Annotated in this window: 12 protein-coding genes and 1 pseudogene; 10 read left to right on the top strand and 3 right to left on the bottom strand. The window is 70.4% G+C overall.

All coding sequences use genetic code 11. The features are described from left to right. Window positions 1-183: 183 nt before the first annotated feature. Window positions 184-3759, bottom strand: coding sequence for a LamG domain-containing protein (locus tag ABZ562_RS16630; protein ID WP_361479364.1), 3576 nt, complete (start codon window positions 3757-3759; stop codon window positions 184-186). Between the two features lie 458 nt (window positions 3760-4217). Here ABZ562_RS16630 and ABZ562_RS16625 point away from each other — a divergent pair, with 458 nt between their 5' ends. Both ABZ562_RS16625 and ABZ562_RS16620 read left to right on the top strand, forming a co-directional pair. Then, window positions 4218-7013 (top strand): NPCBM/NEW2 domain-containing protein, encoded by a 2796-nt coding sequence (locus tag ABZ562_RS16625; protein ID WP_361479280.1) that lies wholly within the window; start codon window positions 4218-4220, stop codon window positions 7011-7013. A gap of 13 nt (window positions 7014-7026) precedes the next feature. After that, window positions 7027-7320, top strand: a complete 294-nt coding sequence (locus tag ABZ562_RS16620) for a hypothetical protein (RefSeq protein ID WP_361479277.1) — start codon at window positions 7027-7029, stop codon at window positions 7318-7320. On the opposite strand, the gene ABZ562_RS16615 is transcribed toward ABZ562_RS16620, so the two are convergent. Next, window positions 7295-7750 carry an ATP-binding protein gene (locus tag ABZ562_RS16615; protein ID WP_361479274.1) on the bottom strand — a complete coding sequence of 152 codons (456 nt, stop codon included), beginning with the start codon at window positions 7748-7750 and terminating at the stop codon, window positions 7295-7297. The two genes, ABZ562_RS16620 and ABZ562_RS16615, sit on opposite strands and share 26 nt — an antisense overlap. A gap of 169 nt (window positions 7751-7919) precedes the next feature. On the opposite strand from ABZ562_RS16615, the pseudogene ABZ562_RS16610 reads away from it, so the two are divergent. The 5 genes and pseudogenes from ABZ562_RS16610 (at window position 7920) to ABZ562_RS16590 (ending at window position 11719) form a co-directional block, all read left to right on the top strand. Further along, window positions 7920-8548 (top strand): annotated as a pseudogene (locus tag ABZ562_RS16610) (helix-turn-helix transcriptional regulator). Next, window positions 8545-8739, top strand: a complete 195-nt coding sequence (locus ABZ562_RS16605; RefSeq protein ID WP_361479271.1) for a DUF397 domain-containing protein — start codon at window positions 8545-8547, stop codon at window positions 8737-8739. The pseudogene ABZ562_RS16610 and the gene ABZ562_RS16605 overlap by 4 nt, the downstream one beginning before the upstream one ends. Window positions 8740-9014: 275 nt before the next feature. Next, on the top strand, window positions 9015-9254 hold the full coding sequence (locus ABZ562_RS16600; protein WP_361479268.1) for a hypothetical protein: 240 nt from the start codon (window positions 9015-9017) through the stop codon (window positions 9252-9254). Between the two features lie 226 nt (window positions 9255-9480). Further along, window positions 9481-10398 carry a hypothetical protein gene (locus ABZ562_RS16595; RefSeq protein ID WP_361479265.1) on the top strand — a complete coding sequence of 306 codons (918 nt, stop codon included), beginning with the start codon at window positions 9481-9483 and terminating at the stop codon, window positions 10396-10398. A 163-nt stretch (window positions 10399-10561) separates the two neighbouring features. Further along, window positions 10562-11719, top strand: coding sequence for a Cmx/CmrA family chloramphenicol efflux MFS transporter (locus ABZ562_RS16590; protein ID WP_361479262.1), 1158 nt, complete (start codon window positions 10562-10564; stop codon window positions 11717-11719). Here ABZ562_RS16590 and ABZ562_RS16585 read toward each other — a convergent pair. Further along, window positions 11700-12284, bottom strand: coding sequence for a hypothetical protein (locus ABZ562_RS16585; RefSeq protein WP_361479259.1), 585 nt, complete (start codon window positions 12282-12284; stop codon window positions 11700-11702). The two genes, ABZ562_RS16590 and ABZ562_RS16585, sit on opposite strands and share 20 nt — an antisense overlap. 185 nt (window positions 12285-12469) lie before the next feature. On the opposite strand from ABZ562_RS16585, the gene ABZ562_RS16580 reads away from it, so the two are divergent. From ABZ562_RS16580 to ABZ562_RS16570, 3 genes are all read left to right on the top strand, one after another. Further along, window positions 12470-13507, top strand: coding sequence for a hypothetical protein (locus ABZ562_RS16580; protein ID WP_361479256.1), 1038 nt, complete (start codon window positions 12470-12472; stop codon window positions 13505-13507). A 121-nt stretch (window positions 13508-13628) separates the two neighbouring features. Continuing rightward, a complete protein-coding gene (locus ABZ562_RS16575) occupies window positions 13629-14687 on the top strand; it encodes a hypothetical protein (RefSeq protein WP_361479253.1) in 1059 nt (352 codons plus the stop codon). Between the two features lie 2 nt (window positions 14688-14689). Next, window positions 14690-15808, top strand: coding sequence for a hypothetical protein (locus tag ABZ562_RS16570; protein WP_361479250.1), 1119 nt, complete (start codon window positions 14690-14692; stop codon window positions 15806-15808). Window positions 15809-15820 lie beyond the last annotated feature (12 nt).

Genomic DNA, 15820 nt, shown 5'->3' with positions numbered 1-15820 from the left:
ACAGACCGGCCGCCACTGCGACGCGCCCCCACCAGCGGCTGCGCCGGGCCGGACCTCTGCCTGATCCGCTGCCTAAGACACCACGGGCTGACACGATCCGTTTCACACCCCATCTACGCCGTGTGCGGTCCGCACCGCGTTCGTTGTCCCACGTCATCGGCCGTTCCGTACGGCGGCCGGGCATCATGCGTTCTCCAGTGGTCCGGCGTCCAGGACCTGGGAGCGAATTTGTTCGGCGCTCATGGCACCCACCCAGACCCGGAGTTCTTCCACGGCCCCGGGCAGATAGTGGGCAGTGCTGCCGCCCTCGGCTCCACGGCCCAGGGCAAGCTCGCCGGTGCCCTGCTGTTCCGCCGTGAACCCGGACCGGTCCACGGCCGCCTGATCGGAATCGCCGACGTACAGACGAACCTTTCCGTACCGGGTCTCGGTCTTCTCAGGGTCGTCCGGGTCGATCCACTCCCACGCCTCCTGCGCGTCGAAGACGCCGGTCACCTGCACCCAGGTGTCCAGCTCGGCGGTTTCCTCACCGGGGACGGAGGCACTCTGGGTGACCTTCCCGGTGCCGTCGACGCCGGTGCGGGTGAAGCGCCAGCGATAGGCGCCCTCGGCGGACTTGGTCACCCACAGCGCCCAGGACGACTCGGCTCCGGTCCGCTGCCCGGCCACCTGCGCTTCGTAGCCGACGGGCTTGCCCGCGAGCTTGGCGCTGTCGAGGCGCACGCGAGCCGAGGCCGTGAAGGAACCGTTCTCGTCGAGCACCGGCCCCGTCGTGGCGGCGTAGCCGGAGGCTCCGTCGAGCAGGAGCGCGTTGTCGTCCTCGTCGAGGGTGGCCCCGGAGGAGGACAGCTTCATCGCGGCGGGCGGGTATGGAGTACCTTCAGCGATCTCGGCCCCCTTCGCGGCCGAGGCGTCCCACCTGGCGACCAGTTCGGCGGGAGGCGTCTCGCCGCCCAGGAAGCGTGCCTCGGTGCGTATCTCGTCGGGTGTCAGCGCGCGCTGCCAGACCGCCGTTTCATCGATACGGCCGCGAAAGTACTCACCGTACGTACCGCCCACCTTGGAACGGCCGAACTGCAACCCACGGTTCGCGGTCCACGGCTCATAGCCGGAGGCCGCCTTCGACAGCACCACCGGGGCGCCCTGTGGCCGCCCGTCGACGAACAACTGGATGGTGTCGTTCGACTTGTCCGTATCGCCCTGGGTGTCGAACACACCGGCCAGATGTGTCCAGACCTTCAGCGGAGGGTTCTGTGCATTGGCGAGGGAGCGGATGTACGTGGGATCGGCCTTGTCCTTGTCCGTACGGTTGAAGATCCACTTCTTGTACGCGGACGAGTAGTACAGGGTGAAGCCCGACCCCTCCTCCCCCGGCTCGGTCAGCACCACCCTGTTGTCAGCGGTGTCACTGAGATACACCCAGGTTGAGACGGTGAAGGAGTCCTGTGTGTTCACTGCCGCCGAAGCGGTGGCCGCATACCCGTTGGTGGCCGACGTGTCGTTCAGCCACAACGAATAGTCGGCGTCGCCCCGGCGCCCGAAGGTCGACCAGCCCGTGCCCGCCTCGTCGTAGAGGGTGGCGTCATGCCGGGTCCCCTCCGTGGCGCTGTCCACGGCCTTGGTCACGCCTGAGCCCGGCGCCCCGTCCGCGAAGTGCCATCGGCCGACCGGACCCGCGGCTGGTGCCACGGCGAAGGTGAACTCCGCCGGGGTGCCCCAACGGTTGCGTACGTCCTTGGCTTCCACGGACAGCACCTGGGTTCCGGAGAGCGGCGGCGTCACATTCAAGGTGCCGCGCGCACCAGTGCTCTGCTTGGTGTTCGCGGCCGTCGTGGTCAGCAGCCGCCACCGGTAGCCGGTGATGTCCGTATCGGCGGCGTTCGGCTTGACGGAGAAGGTGCCGGCCACCCCGGGACCGCCCTTACCCACGCACTGGTTCGGCAGGCACTCGGTGTAGGGCTTGCCCGCCGTGATCTGCGGTGCCTTCGGAGCGGTGGAGTCGATCTTCAGATAGCACCAGGAGGTGTAGGAGGAGAACAGATCGCCCGACCTGCCGCTGTAGGCCCAGTGCGATTGTGTCCGTGCCTTGTAGCGGTACAGGCCACCGTCGGCACGGTCCGTCGTACGCATTTTCTCCAAGGTGCCGTCGGGGTCCCAGCCGCTGTCCGGCCGGTAGCCGCTCCACACCTTGTCCCATGACCCGTCGTCCTGCTTGCGCTCCATCCAGAACTCGGCCTGCAGCGAGCCCTTGTCCTCCCCGCTCCTCGGTTGTGTTTTCGTCTGGACGCGTGCCTGGACCATCGGGTCCCTGCGGGTGACGACCAGGGGATTCGAGGAGGAGGTCCGGCAGTATCCGGAGGTCCCGTCGCCTGGTATCACGCCCACCGATGTGGGCACCCCGGGCCGGGGAACGTAGGTGACCTTCAGGGTCGCGTTGTCCTCGAACCGCTTCCACGCGGTGGCGTCACCTTCGTCCTTGGCGCGCAGCATCAGCGTGAGCCGCGAGATCTTGCCGTCGGCGAAGGACCGGACCGTGCCCGCAAGGTTCTCGTCCGACTCGTCAGGGTTGTCGTTGAACTCGATCCACGCGTCGGGCTGCTCCGGACTGCAGTTCTTGCCGCGTCCGGCGGACACGTAGCGGTCGCCCATCTGATCGAGCTGCCGGGGTCCGGGCCAGCGTGTGCCCTCGGAGATGTTGTCGGTGCGCTCCAGGTCCACCCAGTGCGGATCGCAGTCGAACGACCATGTCTCGTGGGCCCGGAAGGTCGCGTCCAGCACATACTTGCCGACCAGCTTCGACGGTGCGAACTCGAAGTACATGCGGTCCACATAGCCGGAGCCGCAGTAGTACCCGTTGGCGCTGCCGCACTTGCCGACCCCGAGGCTGCCGTCGAACTGCCAGAACCTGTCCCCGTCGGACGAGAGCTTCGTGCGCTCCGAGGCACCGAGGCCGACCGGCGGGTCGATGTAAACGGGGTAGACGGTCTTGCCCCCGCGTAACAGCCCGAGGTCGGGCTTCACGATCACCGCGCCGTCCTGCACCGTGACGGGCAGCAGAGCGCTCGCGTCACCGGTACCGGGCCGTGTCTGCGTGCCTGTCTCTTCCGGTGCCGTCGCCATCCGAGTTTTCGGAGCCTTCGGAGCTTTCGCGGCGACGTCCTCGGTGCCCCCGGCCGAGTCCCACATCTGACCGGCCGGGCCCTTGAACACCGCGTTGCCGTCATCATCGATCGCGCGCAGCCCGCCACCCGCGCCGGGAGCGACGTCGAGCCCCGCACCGGAGACCGACAGCTTGATCTGCTCAAGATCGGGGTTGGCGGCCGCCTGGGCCGTCCGCACGACGAGGACCTGACGGTATCCCTCTGCCGTCGCCGTCAGTTGAAGGTCCACGCCGTCCAGCACATCCGGATAGGTGGCGGTGGGCCCGTCCAGCCTGGGCACGGGAAGCTGCCCGGGCCATGAAAGGCGAATCGTCTTGTCCGCTGTCCCCAGACGCAACAGGTCCTTGCCGTCTCCGCCGCCGGAGAACGCCAGATCGACCACCGCGCTCCTGGGCTCGACGCTCCCATCGGGACGGCGCTCCAACGTGGCGTCCACGGCGCGCCATGACCCGTCATCCGCCCTTGCCCGCTGCGGAACCGACGACTGCTCCAGCGTGAACGTCCCATCCGGGTTCGCGAACGTCTGCGAGTACTCGGACCGCTGGTCAGTCACCTCCACCGGTTCACCCGATGCGGCGGCCCGCTCCGATGCGCTCATCGCCTTCGGCACCGGCGACGCGTCCGCACGTGCGGCCGGTAACAGGACCAGCGATGCGGCGATGATCGCCCCGACCGACGTCCCCGCCATGGCGCGACGCGACGCACGTGTCCCGTCGCCGCGCATGCGGCGACTCCACCCCAACTCCACAGTCCCCACCCCGGAGTCACAGAATCTTCGAATATGCGGCGAGTAAATCGAACATAAAGACACAGCGTCAAGAGTGACCTGAGTGACCCAGGGTGCTCATGGGCGATTTCCGGCCTGATAGATGGGATGCCTGGCTGGCACAGACGGCAGAGACGCCGCTCATCGCAGCAGGTGACCGTGATTCATCGGATGACTGTCTTGACAATCGGACGCCCGACTTCCAGACTCCTCCACGTCCGCATCCACACACGGCTCGGCGAGGAACGGCGCGCAGAAGACTTCAGCCGTCCCGTCCGGAGGAGCCGGTCATGCGCGGCCTCACCCGCCTGTTCATCGTCCTCGGCCTGCTGTGCGCCCTGCTGCCGATGGCCGCCTCCCCCGGGGCCCGTGCCGACGAAGGCCCGGCGCCGTCGGCCACCGCCATCGCCCTGGACGGCGAGGACACCGGCCGGACCTTCGACGGCATCGGGGCCATCAGCGGGGGCGGCGGGAACAGCCGGCTGCTGATCGACTATCCCGAGCCGCAGCGCACGGCGATCCTGGACTATCTCTTCAAGCCCGGCTACGGGGCGAATCTCCAGATCCTCAAGGCCGAGATCGGCGGCGACACCAACTCCACCGACGGCGCCGAGCCGAGCCACATGCACACCGCGGACGACCTGAACTGCGACCGGGGCTACGAATGGTGGCTCATGGCCGAGGCCAAGAAGCGCAACCCGGCCATCAAGCTGTACGGCCTCGCCTGGGGCGCCCCCGGGTGGATCGGGGGCGGGGAGTTCTGGTCCGAGGACATGACGGACTACCTGCTGAAGTGGCTCGGCTGCGCCTCCCGCCACCACCTCTCGATCGACTACCTCGGCGGCTGGAACGAGCGCGGCTACGACAAGACCTGGTACGAGCGGACGCACACCGCTCTCCGTGAGCACGGCTACGCCACCCGGCTGGTCGGCGCCGACTCCGGCTGGGAGGTCGCCGACGACATCCTGAAGGACGACGCCTTCGCCGGTTCCGTCGACATCATCGGCGCCCACTACCCCTGCGAGGGCGGCGACGGCGGAACGGCGCTGTCCTGCTCCACCACCCAGGCCGCCCGCGACACCAAAAAGCCGCTGTGGGCGAGCGAGAACGGCTCGCTGGACACCGACGCGGGCGCGCCCGAGCTGATCCGTTCGATCACCCGCGGCTACCTCGACGCCGAGATGACCGCGTATCTCAACTGGCCGCTGATCGCGTCGGTCTACCCCGGCCTGCCCTACGACACGGTCGGGCTGGCCGTCGCCGCCCAGCCGTGGTCCGGGGCGTACCGGCTCGGCAAGAGCCTGTGGACGACCGCGCAGGTCACCCAGTTCACCCGGCCCGGCTGGGCGTTCATGGACCACGCCTCGGGCTATCTGGGCGGGGAGCGCGGAGGCGGCTCGTACGTATCGCTGCGCTCCCCCGGCAACACGGCGTACAGCACGATCGTCGAGACCACGACCGCCACCCGCGCGCAGCGGCTCGACCTGTCGGTCGGCGAGGGGCTTCCGCGCACGCCGGTCCAGGTGTGGGAGACGGACGTCTCGGCGCCGGACGCGAAAGAGAGCCTGGCGCACACCACGACCCTGGTGCCGGACCGGGACGGGCGGTACTCCCTCGACGTACGGCCCGGCCGGGTCTACACCCTCACCACCCTCGACGGCGGTGGAAAGGGCCGCGCCACCAGCCCGGCGGCCCGCGCGCTCACCCTCCCGTACGCGGATGACTTCGACCGCTATCCGGTGGGCCGCGAGGCGCGCTACCTCGCCGATATGCAGGGCTCCTACGAGACCGTCCGCTGCCAGGGCCGCCGGGGCACCTGCCTGCGCCAGATGGCACCGGTCAAGCCGATCGAGTGGCAGGACGACTCCGACGCGTACGCGCTCATCGGCGACGGCTCGTGGGCCGATTACACCGTCTCGGCCGATGTGCTGCTGGACCGGCCGGGGCCGGTGGAACTCATCGGCCGCGCGGGCCGCCAAGCCCGGCCGCAGAACCGCCAGGAGGGCTACTTCCTCCGCGTCGACGACAAGGGCGCCTGGTCCCTGTCCCGCTCCGACACCGAGGCCCGGCTCACCCCGCTCGCCTCGGGCACGGCCAAGGCCCTCGGCACCGGGCGCTGGCACCACCTCGCCCTGACGATGTCCGGTACGACGCTGACCGCCGCCCTGGACGGCGAACCGCTCGGTGCCGTCGACGACACGGCGTACTCCCGTGGGATCGCCGGTCTCGGCGTGGCCGGCTATCAGACGGACCAGTTCGACAACCTCCGCGTCACCCCCGCCGCGAAGGCTCCCGCCCCGGCCGCCGTGCACGTCACCGCGCCGACCCGGATCGAACGCGGCGAGACCGGGCTCGTACGGGCGGCGTTCACGGTCCCCACCGCCGCCGGGTCCGGCGCGCGGGACGTGACGCTCACCCCGTCCGCCGCCGCGCCCGGCTGGACGTTCGCGCCCGGCGCGGTCCGCTTCCCCCGCGTACGCCCCGGCCAGACGGTCAGCGTGAAGTGGCGCGCGACCGCCCCCGACGCGCGGGACACCCCGGTGGACAACGTGCTGACGGCGACGGCGGCCTACGAACGCTCCGGGGTACCCCACTGGTCGTACGGCAGCGCCACGGTCACCGTCCCGATCCCGCCGCCGACCGGCACCGTCGCCGTCAGCGATCTGGCCTTCGTCGCGCAGACCAACGGCTGGGGACCGGTCGAACGGGACCAGTCCAACGGCGAACGCCAGGCCGGGGACGGCCATCCGCTCACCCTCGGCGGCACGGTCCACGCGAAGGGGCTCGGCGTCCACGCGAACGGCGAGGTCGGCCTCTCCCTGGGCGGCAACTGCACCCGCTTCACGGCGGTCGTCGGCGTCGACGACGAGGTCGCGCCGAACGGATCGGCCGTCTTCACCGTCGTCGGCGACGGCAAGGAGCTGGCGACGACGCCGCTGCTGCGGAACGACGCCGAGCCGTACCCGCTGTCCGTGGACGTCAGCGGCGTGAGCCGACTCGACCTGCGCATCGGCGACGGCGGCGACACCAACGCCAACGACCACGGCGACTGGGCCGACGCCCGGCTGATCTGTTCGGAGACATGACGTCGGTGGGAGCATGGTCGGTGCGGGGACGGGCGATCTGCGGACCGAGGGGGAGTCGGTGGCGGACAAGAAGAACCAGATGCTGATATTCGGCGTGGTCGTGGTGGGGGTCCTGTGGATCAACGGCCAGGGCGACGGCGACGACAAGGGCGGCGGCAAGTCGCCCCAGCCGCACCAGACGGGGCGGTATCCCGTCCACTTCCAGAAGGACGAAGCGAAGAAGGACGACAAGAAGAAGGGCACCAAGAAGCCGGTGCCGCGTTCGACCGTCTCCTATCCGATCAAGTTCGACCACCACGGCAAGTGAGGTCGATCTCGGCCCACACCGTTTTCCCCGGCCCCTGCCGCCCGGCCACGCCCCAGCGCGCGGCGAGCCCCGCGACCAGCAGCAGCCCGCGCCCGGTCTCGGAGTCCGGCGGGGGCGCGGTGGGCGCGTCCTCGACGGGCGGCCGCCCCTCGGTACGGGTGTCCGCGACCTCGACGCGGAGCGTGGTGGCGGTGCGAGCGAGCCGCACCTCGAAGTCCCGGCCGGGGACGCGCCCGTGGAGGACGGCGTTGGCGGCGAGTTCGGCCACGATGGCGGCGATGAGGTCGGAGGGCCGGCTGCGGTAGGGGAAGCCCCATGCGTCGAGTTGCTGGAGCACGAGCAGCCGGGCGAGGCGGGCGCCGCGTCGGGTGGAGCTGAAGCGTTGGGCGATCTGATCGGAAGTCGTTCCGGGATGCGCTGGGATTGACATGGCGTCACCGTTGCGGTTCGGCGAATGACCAGGCCAGATCGCCTTCTCGTACTGTGCGTCAGTGTACGAGTACCGATGGTGGACTGTACGGATAACGGACCGTGACCATGGCCGAGTTGGGCCGATAGTCAGGTTCAGATACGTATGGCACCACCGGAGGTGGCCGACGATGGCCGACAACTTGAGCAGCAACAACGAACCGGAGACCTCGGACAGCCTCAAGACGTTCGGGGCGATCGTCAAGGTCTTCCGGGAACGCGCGGGCTACACCCAGGAGCAACTGGCCCCGCTGCTCCAGTACTCCGTCCAGACGCAAGCCTCGATCGAACAGGGTAGGCGGTTCCCGCAACGGGATTACGTGGACCGGGCGGGGCCGACGCGCAGATCGAAGCTCAGCTCGCCGCTCGCCAGGAACGGCAGCGCCTGCTTCGGGAGCGGCCGAACACGGCGTTCAGCTTCATCATTGAGGAAGCATTGATCCGGCGCCTTACCGGAGGCGCGGACGTCACGCGCGGGCTCATCGATCACCTGCTGGAGCACGCGGCACTTCGCAACGTCGAGATCCAGATCATGCCGCAGGTCTGCCAAGAACATGCGGGACTGGACGGTTCCATTCAACTGCTGGAAACCCCGGACAACGACTGGTACGGCTACTCGGAAGGCCAGCGCAGCGGTCAGCTGATCTCTGAGCGCAAAGAGGTCAGCGTGCTCCAGATGCGGTATGCGAAACTGCGTTCACAGGCTCTCACTCCTGAACACTCCGTGAGCCTGCTGAAGCAGATCCGAGGAGCGCTATGAGCAGCGAACTGGCCTGGTTCAAAAGCAGCTACAGCGGAGGCGACGGCGGCGAGTGCGTCGAGGTCGCCACCTGCTCGGACACCATCCACGTACGGGACTCCAAGGACCGGCAGGGGCCCCAGCTCGCCTTCTCCCCCGCCGCGTGGACGGCGTTCATTGTGAACAGGGTTGCAGATCAGGGCGTGTCGTAAAACCGCAGCGAGGCGACGGCGGGCCCGGCCCTCGCGACGAGATCGCGGGGGCCGGGCCCGGGAGAGCGGTGGATCACACCACCCAGACGTAGAGGTCGTACAGGCCCCCAGCGTTCCGGACGCACTTGGCGTCACCGGCATATGAGTCGCGCAGGTCTATGCACTCCGCTCGGCTGAACTCACCGATGTACTCCCAGCTTGTGGCCCCCGCGGGTGCCGGGGTCGCAGGCGCGGCACCGGGGGTAGCCGAAGTCGTGGCCGCCGAGGCTCCCACCGTGGCCATCATGACGACGGCCGCACTGGTGGCGAATGCGGCGAAGGACCGTTTCACAGTGGTGCGCATGGTTTCTCCCTCTTCTTTTTGCCTGCCGAGGCCGTTCCCGGCAGGAGGACGCTCGATGGGAAGTGACGCCGCTGCCGGTCGGCAGGACGGCTGCCGTCGCGGCACCGGCGAACAGGAATCGAATTCGCCTGTTTCCCCTTCAGGCGAAGCGCTGTTGCCGGTCCGATCCTGAGGGCAGGAGCGGTCGGGAAGGAATAGAGATCCGACGTCCTGGACGTCCGGGACGTGTCCAGGACGCCGCGCGGGTGTCCATGCTGGTCAGGCCGCTGTCCCGGGACCGCGTTCAGCGGCGGTGCCGGGTTCCGCCTGTGAAGGATGGGTAAAGCGGTGGATTCACGGCAATCCCTATTCGTGTCGTGATTGGCGGATATCTACGTTGCTCTCTCGCACACGAGAACGTGACCATCGGCTTCATGAGTCCCTCTCGACGGCAGGCTCTTGAAGACATCGCCGACCTGTCCGCCTTCATGAAGGCACTGCGCCAGTTGAAGAGCGATTCCCGGTTGTCCTACCGGCAGTTGGAAAAGCACGCGGCAGCGTCTGGCGACGCGCTGCCGCGCAGCACCGCCTCCGTGCTGCTGAGCCGGGACGCCGTGCCGAGCCGCGGCCAACTGGCCGCCTTCGTGAAGGCCTGCGGAGACGGGGAGCTGATGGAGGTGTGGCTGGAGGCGCGGGACAGAATCGCCGTGCGCGAGCAATCGGCACCGCCGGGAGACGACGACGCCACCCCCGCGGTCTCCCGCGAAGGCCGGACAGACGGCTCTCAGGAAGTCGAGGCGATGCGCGAGCACACCGCCCCTTCGGTTCTTCCGCGGGGCAGAGCTCTTCTGACGCTCAGTGCGGCGCTGGTGGCAGCGCTGGGTCTGGGTGCCTGGGGGATGGCGATCCTCTATCGCCACGGCACGCTCAAGCCCCCCACCAGCGCGACGACTCCCTTGCCCCCCGGAACGGCTCAAGAGGCCGAGGGCGGATTCACCCTCTTCGAAGGGAGTAGTGCCAACGGCTCGACGGCAGCCAGCATCGGCTACCGGAACTGGGAGACCCGGGACGGTTGGTACGGCATCGAGTACGTCATGCCGTACTCCCGGGACCAACACGAAACCGAGCGGGACGGCTGGGGCGGAACCCTGCGCATGCACTACGAGGACCGCCTTGGAACCCACACCACCGTTCTCACGGACAACCCCGACGGCGAACCGGACGCAGGCAAGGACAGCGTCCACTACGGCATGAAGAACGTGTGGTTCGAAGTCTGCGACTCCGGTCGACAGCACCGGCTTCGCGGCTGCCAACGCATGCACATGGCCAGGATCTGAGCCTGTTCCGCACGACCTGCGATGGCCCTGGCTGTTAGGGTGGCCCGCATGTCCAGTCCCGAGGCATCCAGGCTCTAGCCACCGGTTCGTTCGGTGGCGCCTTCACCGAACCATCCGGTCATCGGCCCTCTTCTCTTTCTTCGAGCCGATGCATGGAGCCTTCATGCCTTATGCCATCTATGTCCTGGGACTGGCGGTCTTCGCCCAAGGGACATCCGAATTCATGCTGTCCGGTCTGGGGCCGGACATCGCAAGCGATCTGCAGGTGTCCCTCCCCGCCGCGGGCGCGCTGACGTCAGCGTTTGCTGTGGGGATGATCGTGGGGGCGCCCCTGATGGCGCTCCTCAGCATGCGGTGGCCACAGCGCCGCGCGCTGCTGGTGTTCCTGACGGCCTTCGTGGCCGTCCATGTCGTCGGTGCCCTCACCACCAGCTTTGCCGTGTTGCTGGCCACCCGGGTGCTGGGGGCGCTGGCCAATGCCGGGTTCCTGGCCGTGGGGCTCGCTACGGCGACCGGGATGGTCGAGCCGAGTGCCAAGGGGCGGGCCACGTCCGCGTTGTTGGGCGGGGTCACGCTCGCGTGTGTGGCCGGGGTTCCGGCCGGGGCCGTGCTGGGGCAGGTCTGGGGGTGGCGTTCGGCGTTCTGGGCGGTGGCGCTCGTCTCCGTACCGGCCCTCTTCGCGATCGTACGGTCCGTACCGCACCGGCCGCAGGCCACGAAGGCGCCGAGCGCACGCGGTGAGCTGGGGGCGCTGCGCGATCCCCGGCTGCTGGTGACGCTGGGGCTGGGGATGCTGGTGAACGCGGCGACGTTCTGCACCTTCACCTATCTGACGCCGCTCATCACGAACGTGAGCGACCTGAACGAGACCTGGGTGCCGGTCGTGCTGGCGCTGTTCGGGCTCGGGTCGTTCGCCGGGGTGACGGTCGCCGGGCGGTGGTCGGACGCCCGGCCGTTGGTGGTGCTGGTGCCGGGCGGGGCGGCCCTGCTGATGGGCTGGCTGTTGCTGTCGGTGGGCGCGGACCGGCCCGGGGTGGCGATCGTGCTGGTCCTCGTACAGGGCGCGCTGTCGTTCGGTGTGGGGTCCACGCTGATCACGCGGGCGCTGTACGCGGCGGCCGAAGCGCCCGCGCTGGGCGGGGCGTTCGCGACCGCCGCGCTCAATGTGGGCGCGGCGGTCGGTCCGGCGCTCGGCGGGCTCACGCTGGGCGCGGGGCTGGGCTACCGTTCGCCGGTCTGGGTGAGCGCGCTGCTGGTGGCGCTGGCCTTCGCCGTGGCGGGTCTGGCGCGGCCGGCGTTGGCTAGCCGCCTCGGACGATGAGGAACAGGAACCAGAGGATGGGCACCAGCGCGACGTAGGCCGCCGGGCGGTGAAGCACGGACTTTCCGGGGTCGGGGCGCGCCACATGGGTGGCGGGTCCCGGCTCCGGGAGCTTGTTGAGCTTCCCCCGGACCACCAGGTTGTTGATGATCGTGTACGGGTTGAAGATGAACAGCGAGAACGGGCTCCACCAGCCCTGCCACAGCGTGTTGGTCGTCGCCTGCCGACGCATCGCCGTACCGCACGTACGGCAGAACGGGCCCTGCCACTTCAGGAACCGCATCATCAGCAGCATGCCGACGTGGCCGCGGATGGTGACCTCCGCCGCCGGATACGCCGCGCACATCCGGCAGGTGGGCGGCTGCGGAACCCCGGCCATCGGCTGGCCGTAACCGGGCATCTGGTGTGGCTGGGGGTAGCCGGGCGCCGGTTGCGGGTGCCCGTACGGGGCCTGGGGCGGCGCGGCGGCGTACGGGTTCCCCTGGGGCGGGGCGGCGGCGTACGGGTTCCCTTGCGGCGGCGCGGAAGCGTACGGGTTCCCCTGCGGCGGGGGCGGCATGGACATGGGATTCCTTACAACGAACGACGTGGTCAGCGATCATACGGCCCCGAAATCCGCCCACTTCCGGGCTCTGAAGGACCGGGCCGCACGGGCGGGCCGCGGACGCGGTGTCCGACCGCGACCGGGTGCTCCCCGCCCACCCGCTAGGCTGGTCGACTCGCCTCCGTCCACCACGCCGGGAGCGCCGCGTGATCCTGCACCGCAACACCGACCGGGCCATCGTCCAGTGCGACCAGTGCCCTGGCCGGCCGATCCTCCCCACCCACCTCGAGGACATCGACACCCGGAAGTGCGTGCGGTGTCAGGGTGAGCACCGCTGGCTGCCGCAGCCGCATCCGGAGGACCATCTGTGCACGGTCTGCCGCCGGGAGTGCCCGGTGTGCCAGGCGGTCACCGACCAGGAGGGCAGGCCCTGCCGCGGTTGCCAGGGCCGCTGCCGCACCTGCTCCGCGCCGCTGTCCGAGCGCCCGGCCTCCGCCGAGGCCACCACTCGCGTCGAGCCCGACAAGCGCAAGGACAAGCACCGCCGCTGGACGCGCACCTACTACCCCCGTGCCTGGGACCAGTGCGATGCCTGCCGGCGCACGGCCACCACCACCGACCCCGTCCGGGCCGTTCTCTCCGCGCTGCCGGGCAAGCTGCTGCGCGCCTGCGGGGGCGGTGTGCCCCCGGCCGTTGTGCAGACCGTGCGCGACGAGTTGCTCCGGCAGTCCGCCGCCCGGCTGATCGCGCGGATCGAGCGCCGCTGGTGGACCACGTGGGCCGGCCGGCCCCTCGAACGTGAAGCCGACGCGGGAGAGGACGGGTACCGGCCCGACGACGTCGCGATGTGGCTGCTGGCGGCCACCTCGTGTGCGGGCTGGTGCGAAGACGGCTGGCACCCGGCCCCGGCCGACCGGCCGACCGATGACGACCAGCCGTGCGGCGTCTGCCGTGGCGGGTGGCTCCTGCCCGGCCACGGCCCCGACCGCCACCCCGACGAGGATGACGACCGGGCCGAGGACCAGGCGCAGGCCGCGCCCACGGCCACCAACCGCACCCCGGCCCAAGCGGTCGCCTACCGCCCGCCGCACCGCGAATGCGAAGGCCGGGGCGGCACCTGCGGCCGCCCCGTCTCCGATCCCTACACCCAGTGCCCCGCCTGCCTGGGCTGGCCCCGTTGCGCGTGCGGCGCCCCCTACGACCCCGCTCGGGGGGACGCCTGCCGTACGTGTTCCGGCGGCTGAGGAGTCGTGTTGCGGACGCGGGTCGACCTGACCGGATCCGGCCCGTAGGCGGTGCACCCACCTGTTCACGGGCGGGCGAACGCCCATAAGCTGAGCGGCCTTCGCGTTGTGGGGGGCTCTCGTGAACGGTCTCCGTGCGGTCATCATCTGCCTTGCGCTCGCCTGTGCCGCGGTGGTGTCGCCCGCCGCGGCCGCGACGCCGAGCTGGTCGGCGCTGCCGGTACCGGCGGCGGCCCCGCCGGTGACCGTGTCCGACCTCGCCGCACGCGGGCCGGGCGAGGCGTGGGCGACCGGTTACGAACAGGCCGCCGATGGGATGCGGCCGATGCTGTACCGGTGGGACGGCACGGCGTGGAGCCGGGACACGACCTTCCCCGGCGCCGGTGAGCCAGGCTGGCTCGGCAAGGTCCAGTTCGTCGGCGAGGAGGTGTGGACCCTCCACAACCGGGCGGGGGCGGGGGAGATCCTGCGCCGGTCGGCGGGCGGGTGGAGTGCCGTCCCGCTGCCGCGGACCCTGTGGACCTACCAGGACTTCACCGCGGTACCGGGTGCCGCGTGGGTGGTCGGTGAGGACGACACCGGGCTGAAGGTGCTGCACTACGACGGTTCCGGCTGGACCACCCAGTCCACCCCGGACGGTGTGCTGTTCCTGATGGGGATCGCCGCGCGTACCGCCACCGACGCCTGGGCCTGGGCGGACACCGCCACCGGGCCCGCCGTCCTGCGCTGGGACGGCACGGAGTGGCGGGACGCGAAGGTGCCGCTGCCGCCGAACGCCAACGTGCACACGATCCTGCCCGAACCCTCCGGCCGGGTCACGATCGGCGGCAGCCAGTACACCGACGGCGTGGCCCGCACCTACCTGATGACCTGGAACGGGCACGCCGGGCACGCCTGGCGCACCACCTACCCACCGCTGGGCGACACCTCCACCGAGGCCATGGTGCGCGGCCCGGACGGCGCGCTGTGGCTGCCGGTGCGCAGCGACCGCGCGTTCCAGTCGAAGTACGCGCGGGTGGGCGGCCACCGCACCACCTTCTCCTACGGCCCGCGGCGCACGGACGCGATCGACGTCGAACCGCGTGCGCTGGCGAGGACCGGGCCCGCACTGCTGTCCTTCGGGACCGCCGAGATCTACGGGTCGAAACCGAATCTGATGAGCGAGCGGCGGGGAGGCTGACCATGGCACGCCGATTCCTCGTCGCGGCGCTCGCTGCCGCCCTGACCCTCATAGCCCTCATGCCTCTCATGGGCTCGGCCTCGGCGGACACTCCGTCCTGGCAGCACGTTCCGGTCCCGGCGCGGGTGCGCCCGCAGGCCGGGCTGAACGAGGCCGTGGCGCTCGGGCCGGACCGGGCGTGGGCGGTGGGTGCCGACGCCGTCGGTCGCGTGGCGCCGGGCTTCCCGCTGGTGCTGCGCTGGGACGGAACCGCGTGGCAGCGCCAGGCTCTGCCCGGGATCGACTGGCAGGGAGAGCTGCTGTCCATCGCCGCGACCTCACCGACCGCGGCGTGGGCGGTCGGCCGCGACGCGGCGGGCGGCGCCCGCCTGCTCCGCTTCGACGGCACCGCCTGGTCCGGGAGCCGGCCGCCGGGCGGTGTCGTGCCGACCAAGGCCGTCGCCGGTGGCGGGGAGACGTGGCTGATCGGTTCACGGGACGGTGCGCAGGCGTTGCTGCGCTGGGACGGACACGGCTGGCGCGACGTACCGGCGCCGCCGGGATCCGTCTACGGCCTGCACATCCTGGCGGCCGACGACGTCTGGGCCGCGGGCGCCGCCGATTCGGGTGCGGCCGTGTCGCACTGGGACGGTCAGGCGTGGCAGCAGACGATCGTGGACGGGTTTCCGCGGTCGGCCATGGGCAGTGTGCTGGCGGTCTCGCCGACGGAGGTGTGGGCGGGTGGCACGGCCGGGTTCGTCGGCGGCCCGCCGGGCCGCCCGATTCCGCCGCTGCTGGTCCGCTTCGACGGGCAGGCGTGGAACCGGGTGACGGTGCCCACCGACTTCGGCTCCATCGACTCACTGGCGCCCGGCATGTCGGGCGAGCTGGCCTGGGTCTCGGTGGACCGCTCGCAGAAGTGGGGCCCGCCGGGCGGCTCTCCGCCGCTCGTCCCCGGGCCGGATTTCCTCAAGTGGAACGGGCAGTCGTTCACCGAGCACAGCGAACCGGCGGTGGCCGGGGAGGGCGACTCCCGGGTGCTGCGGCTGGCACCGGTGCCGGGCACGGCGACGGTGTGGTCGGTCGGCCGCGCCGACGGCCCCGAGGGCACCTTCGCCCCGCGTGTCCTGCGGTTCGGCTGACCCGCGCCGTCC

Origin of the sequence: Streptomyces sp. NPDC019937, from assembly GCF_040631655.1 — a bacterium.
Lineage (GTDB): Bacteria > Actinomycetota > Actinomycetes > Streptomycetales > Streptomycetaceae > Streptomyces.
The sequence above is the reverse complement of the archived record's forward strand: the minus strand, read 5'-3'. Positions and strand labels throughout refer to the sequence as shown.

What these genes read in the sequence shown, in the direction of transcription:
- ABZ562_RS16630 (WP_361479364.1), bottom strand. Translation starts at nt 3,759, where the DNA reads ATGAGCGCATCGGAGCGGGCCGCCGCATCGGGTGAACCGGTGGAGGTG.
- ABZ562_RS16625 (WP_361479280.1), top strand. Translation starts at nt 4,218, where the DNA reads ATGCGCGGCCTCACCCGCCTGTTCATCGTCCTCGGCCTGCTGTGCGCC.
- ABZ562_RS16620 (WP_361479277.1), top strand. Translation starts at nt 7,027, where the DNA reads ATGGTCGGTGCGGGGACGGGCGATCTGCGGACCGAGGGGGAGTCGGTG.
- ABZ562_RS16615 (WP_361479274.1), bottom strand. Translation starts at nt 7,750, where the DNA reads ATGTCAATCCCAGCGCATCCCGGAACGACTTCCGATCAGATCGCCCAA.
- ABZ562_RS16605 (WP_361479271.1), top strand. Translation starts at nt 8,545, where the DNA reads ATGAGCAGCGAACTGGCCTGGTTCAAAAGCAGCTACAGCGGAGGCGAC.
- ABZ562_RS16590 (WP_361479262.1), top strand. Translation starts at nt 10,562, where the DNA reads ATGCCTTATGCCATCTATGTCCTGGGACTGGCGGTCTTCGCCCAAGGG.
- ABZ562_RS16585 (WP_361479259.1), bottom strand. Translation starts at nt 12,284, where the DNA reads ATGTCCATGCCGCCCCCGCCGCAGGGGAACCCGTACGCTTCCGCGCCG.
- ABZ562_RS16570 (WP_361479250.1), top strand. Translation starts at nt 14,690, where the DNA reads ATGGCACGCCGATTCCTCGTCGCGGCGCTCGCTGCCGCCCTGACCCTC.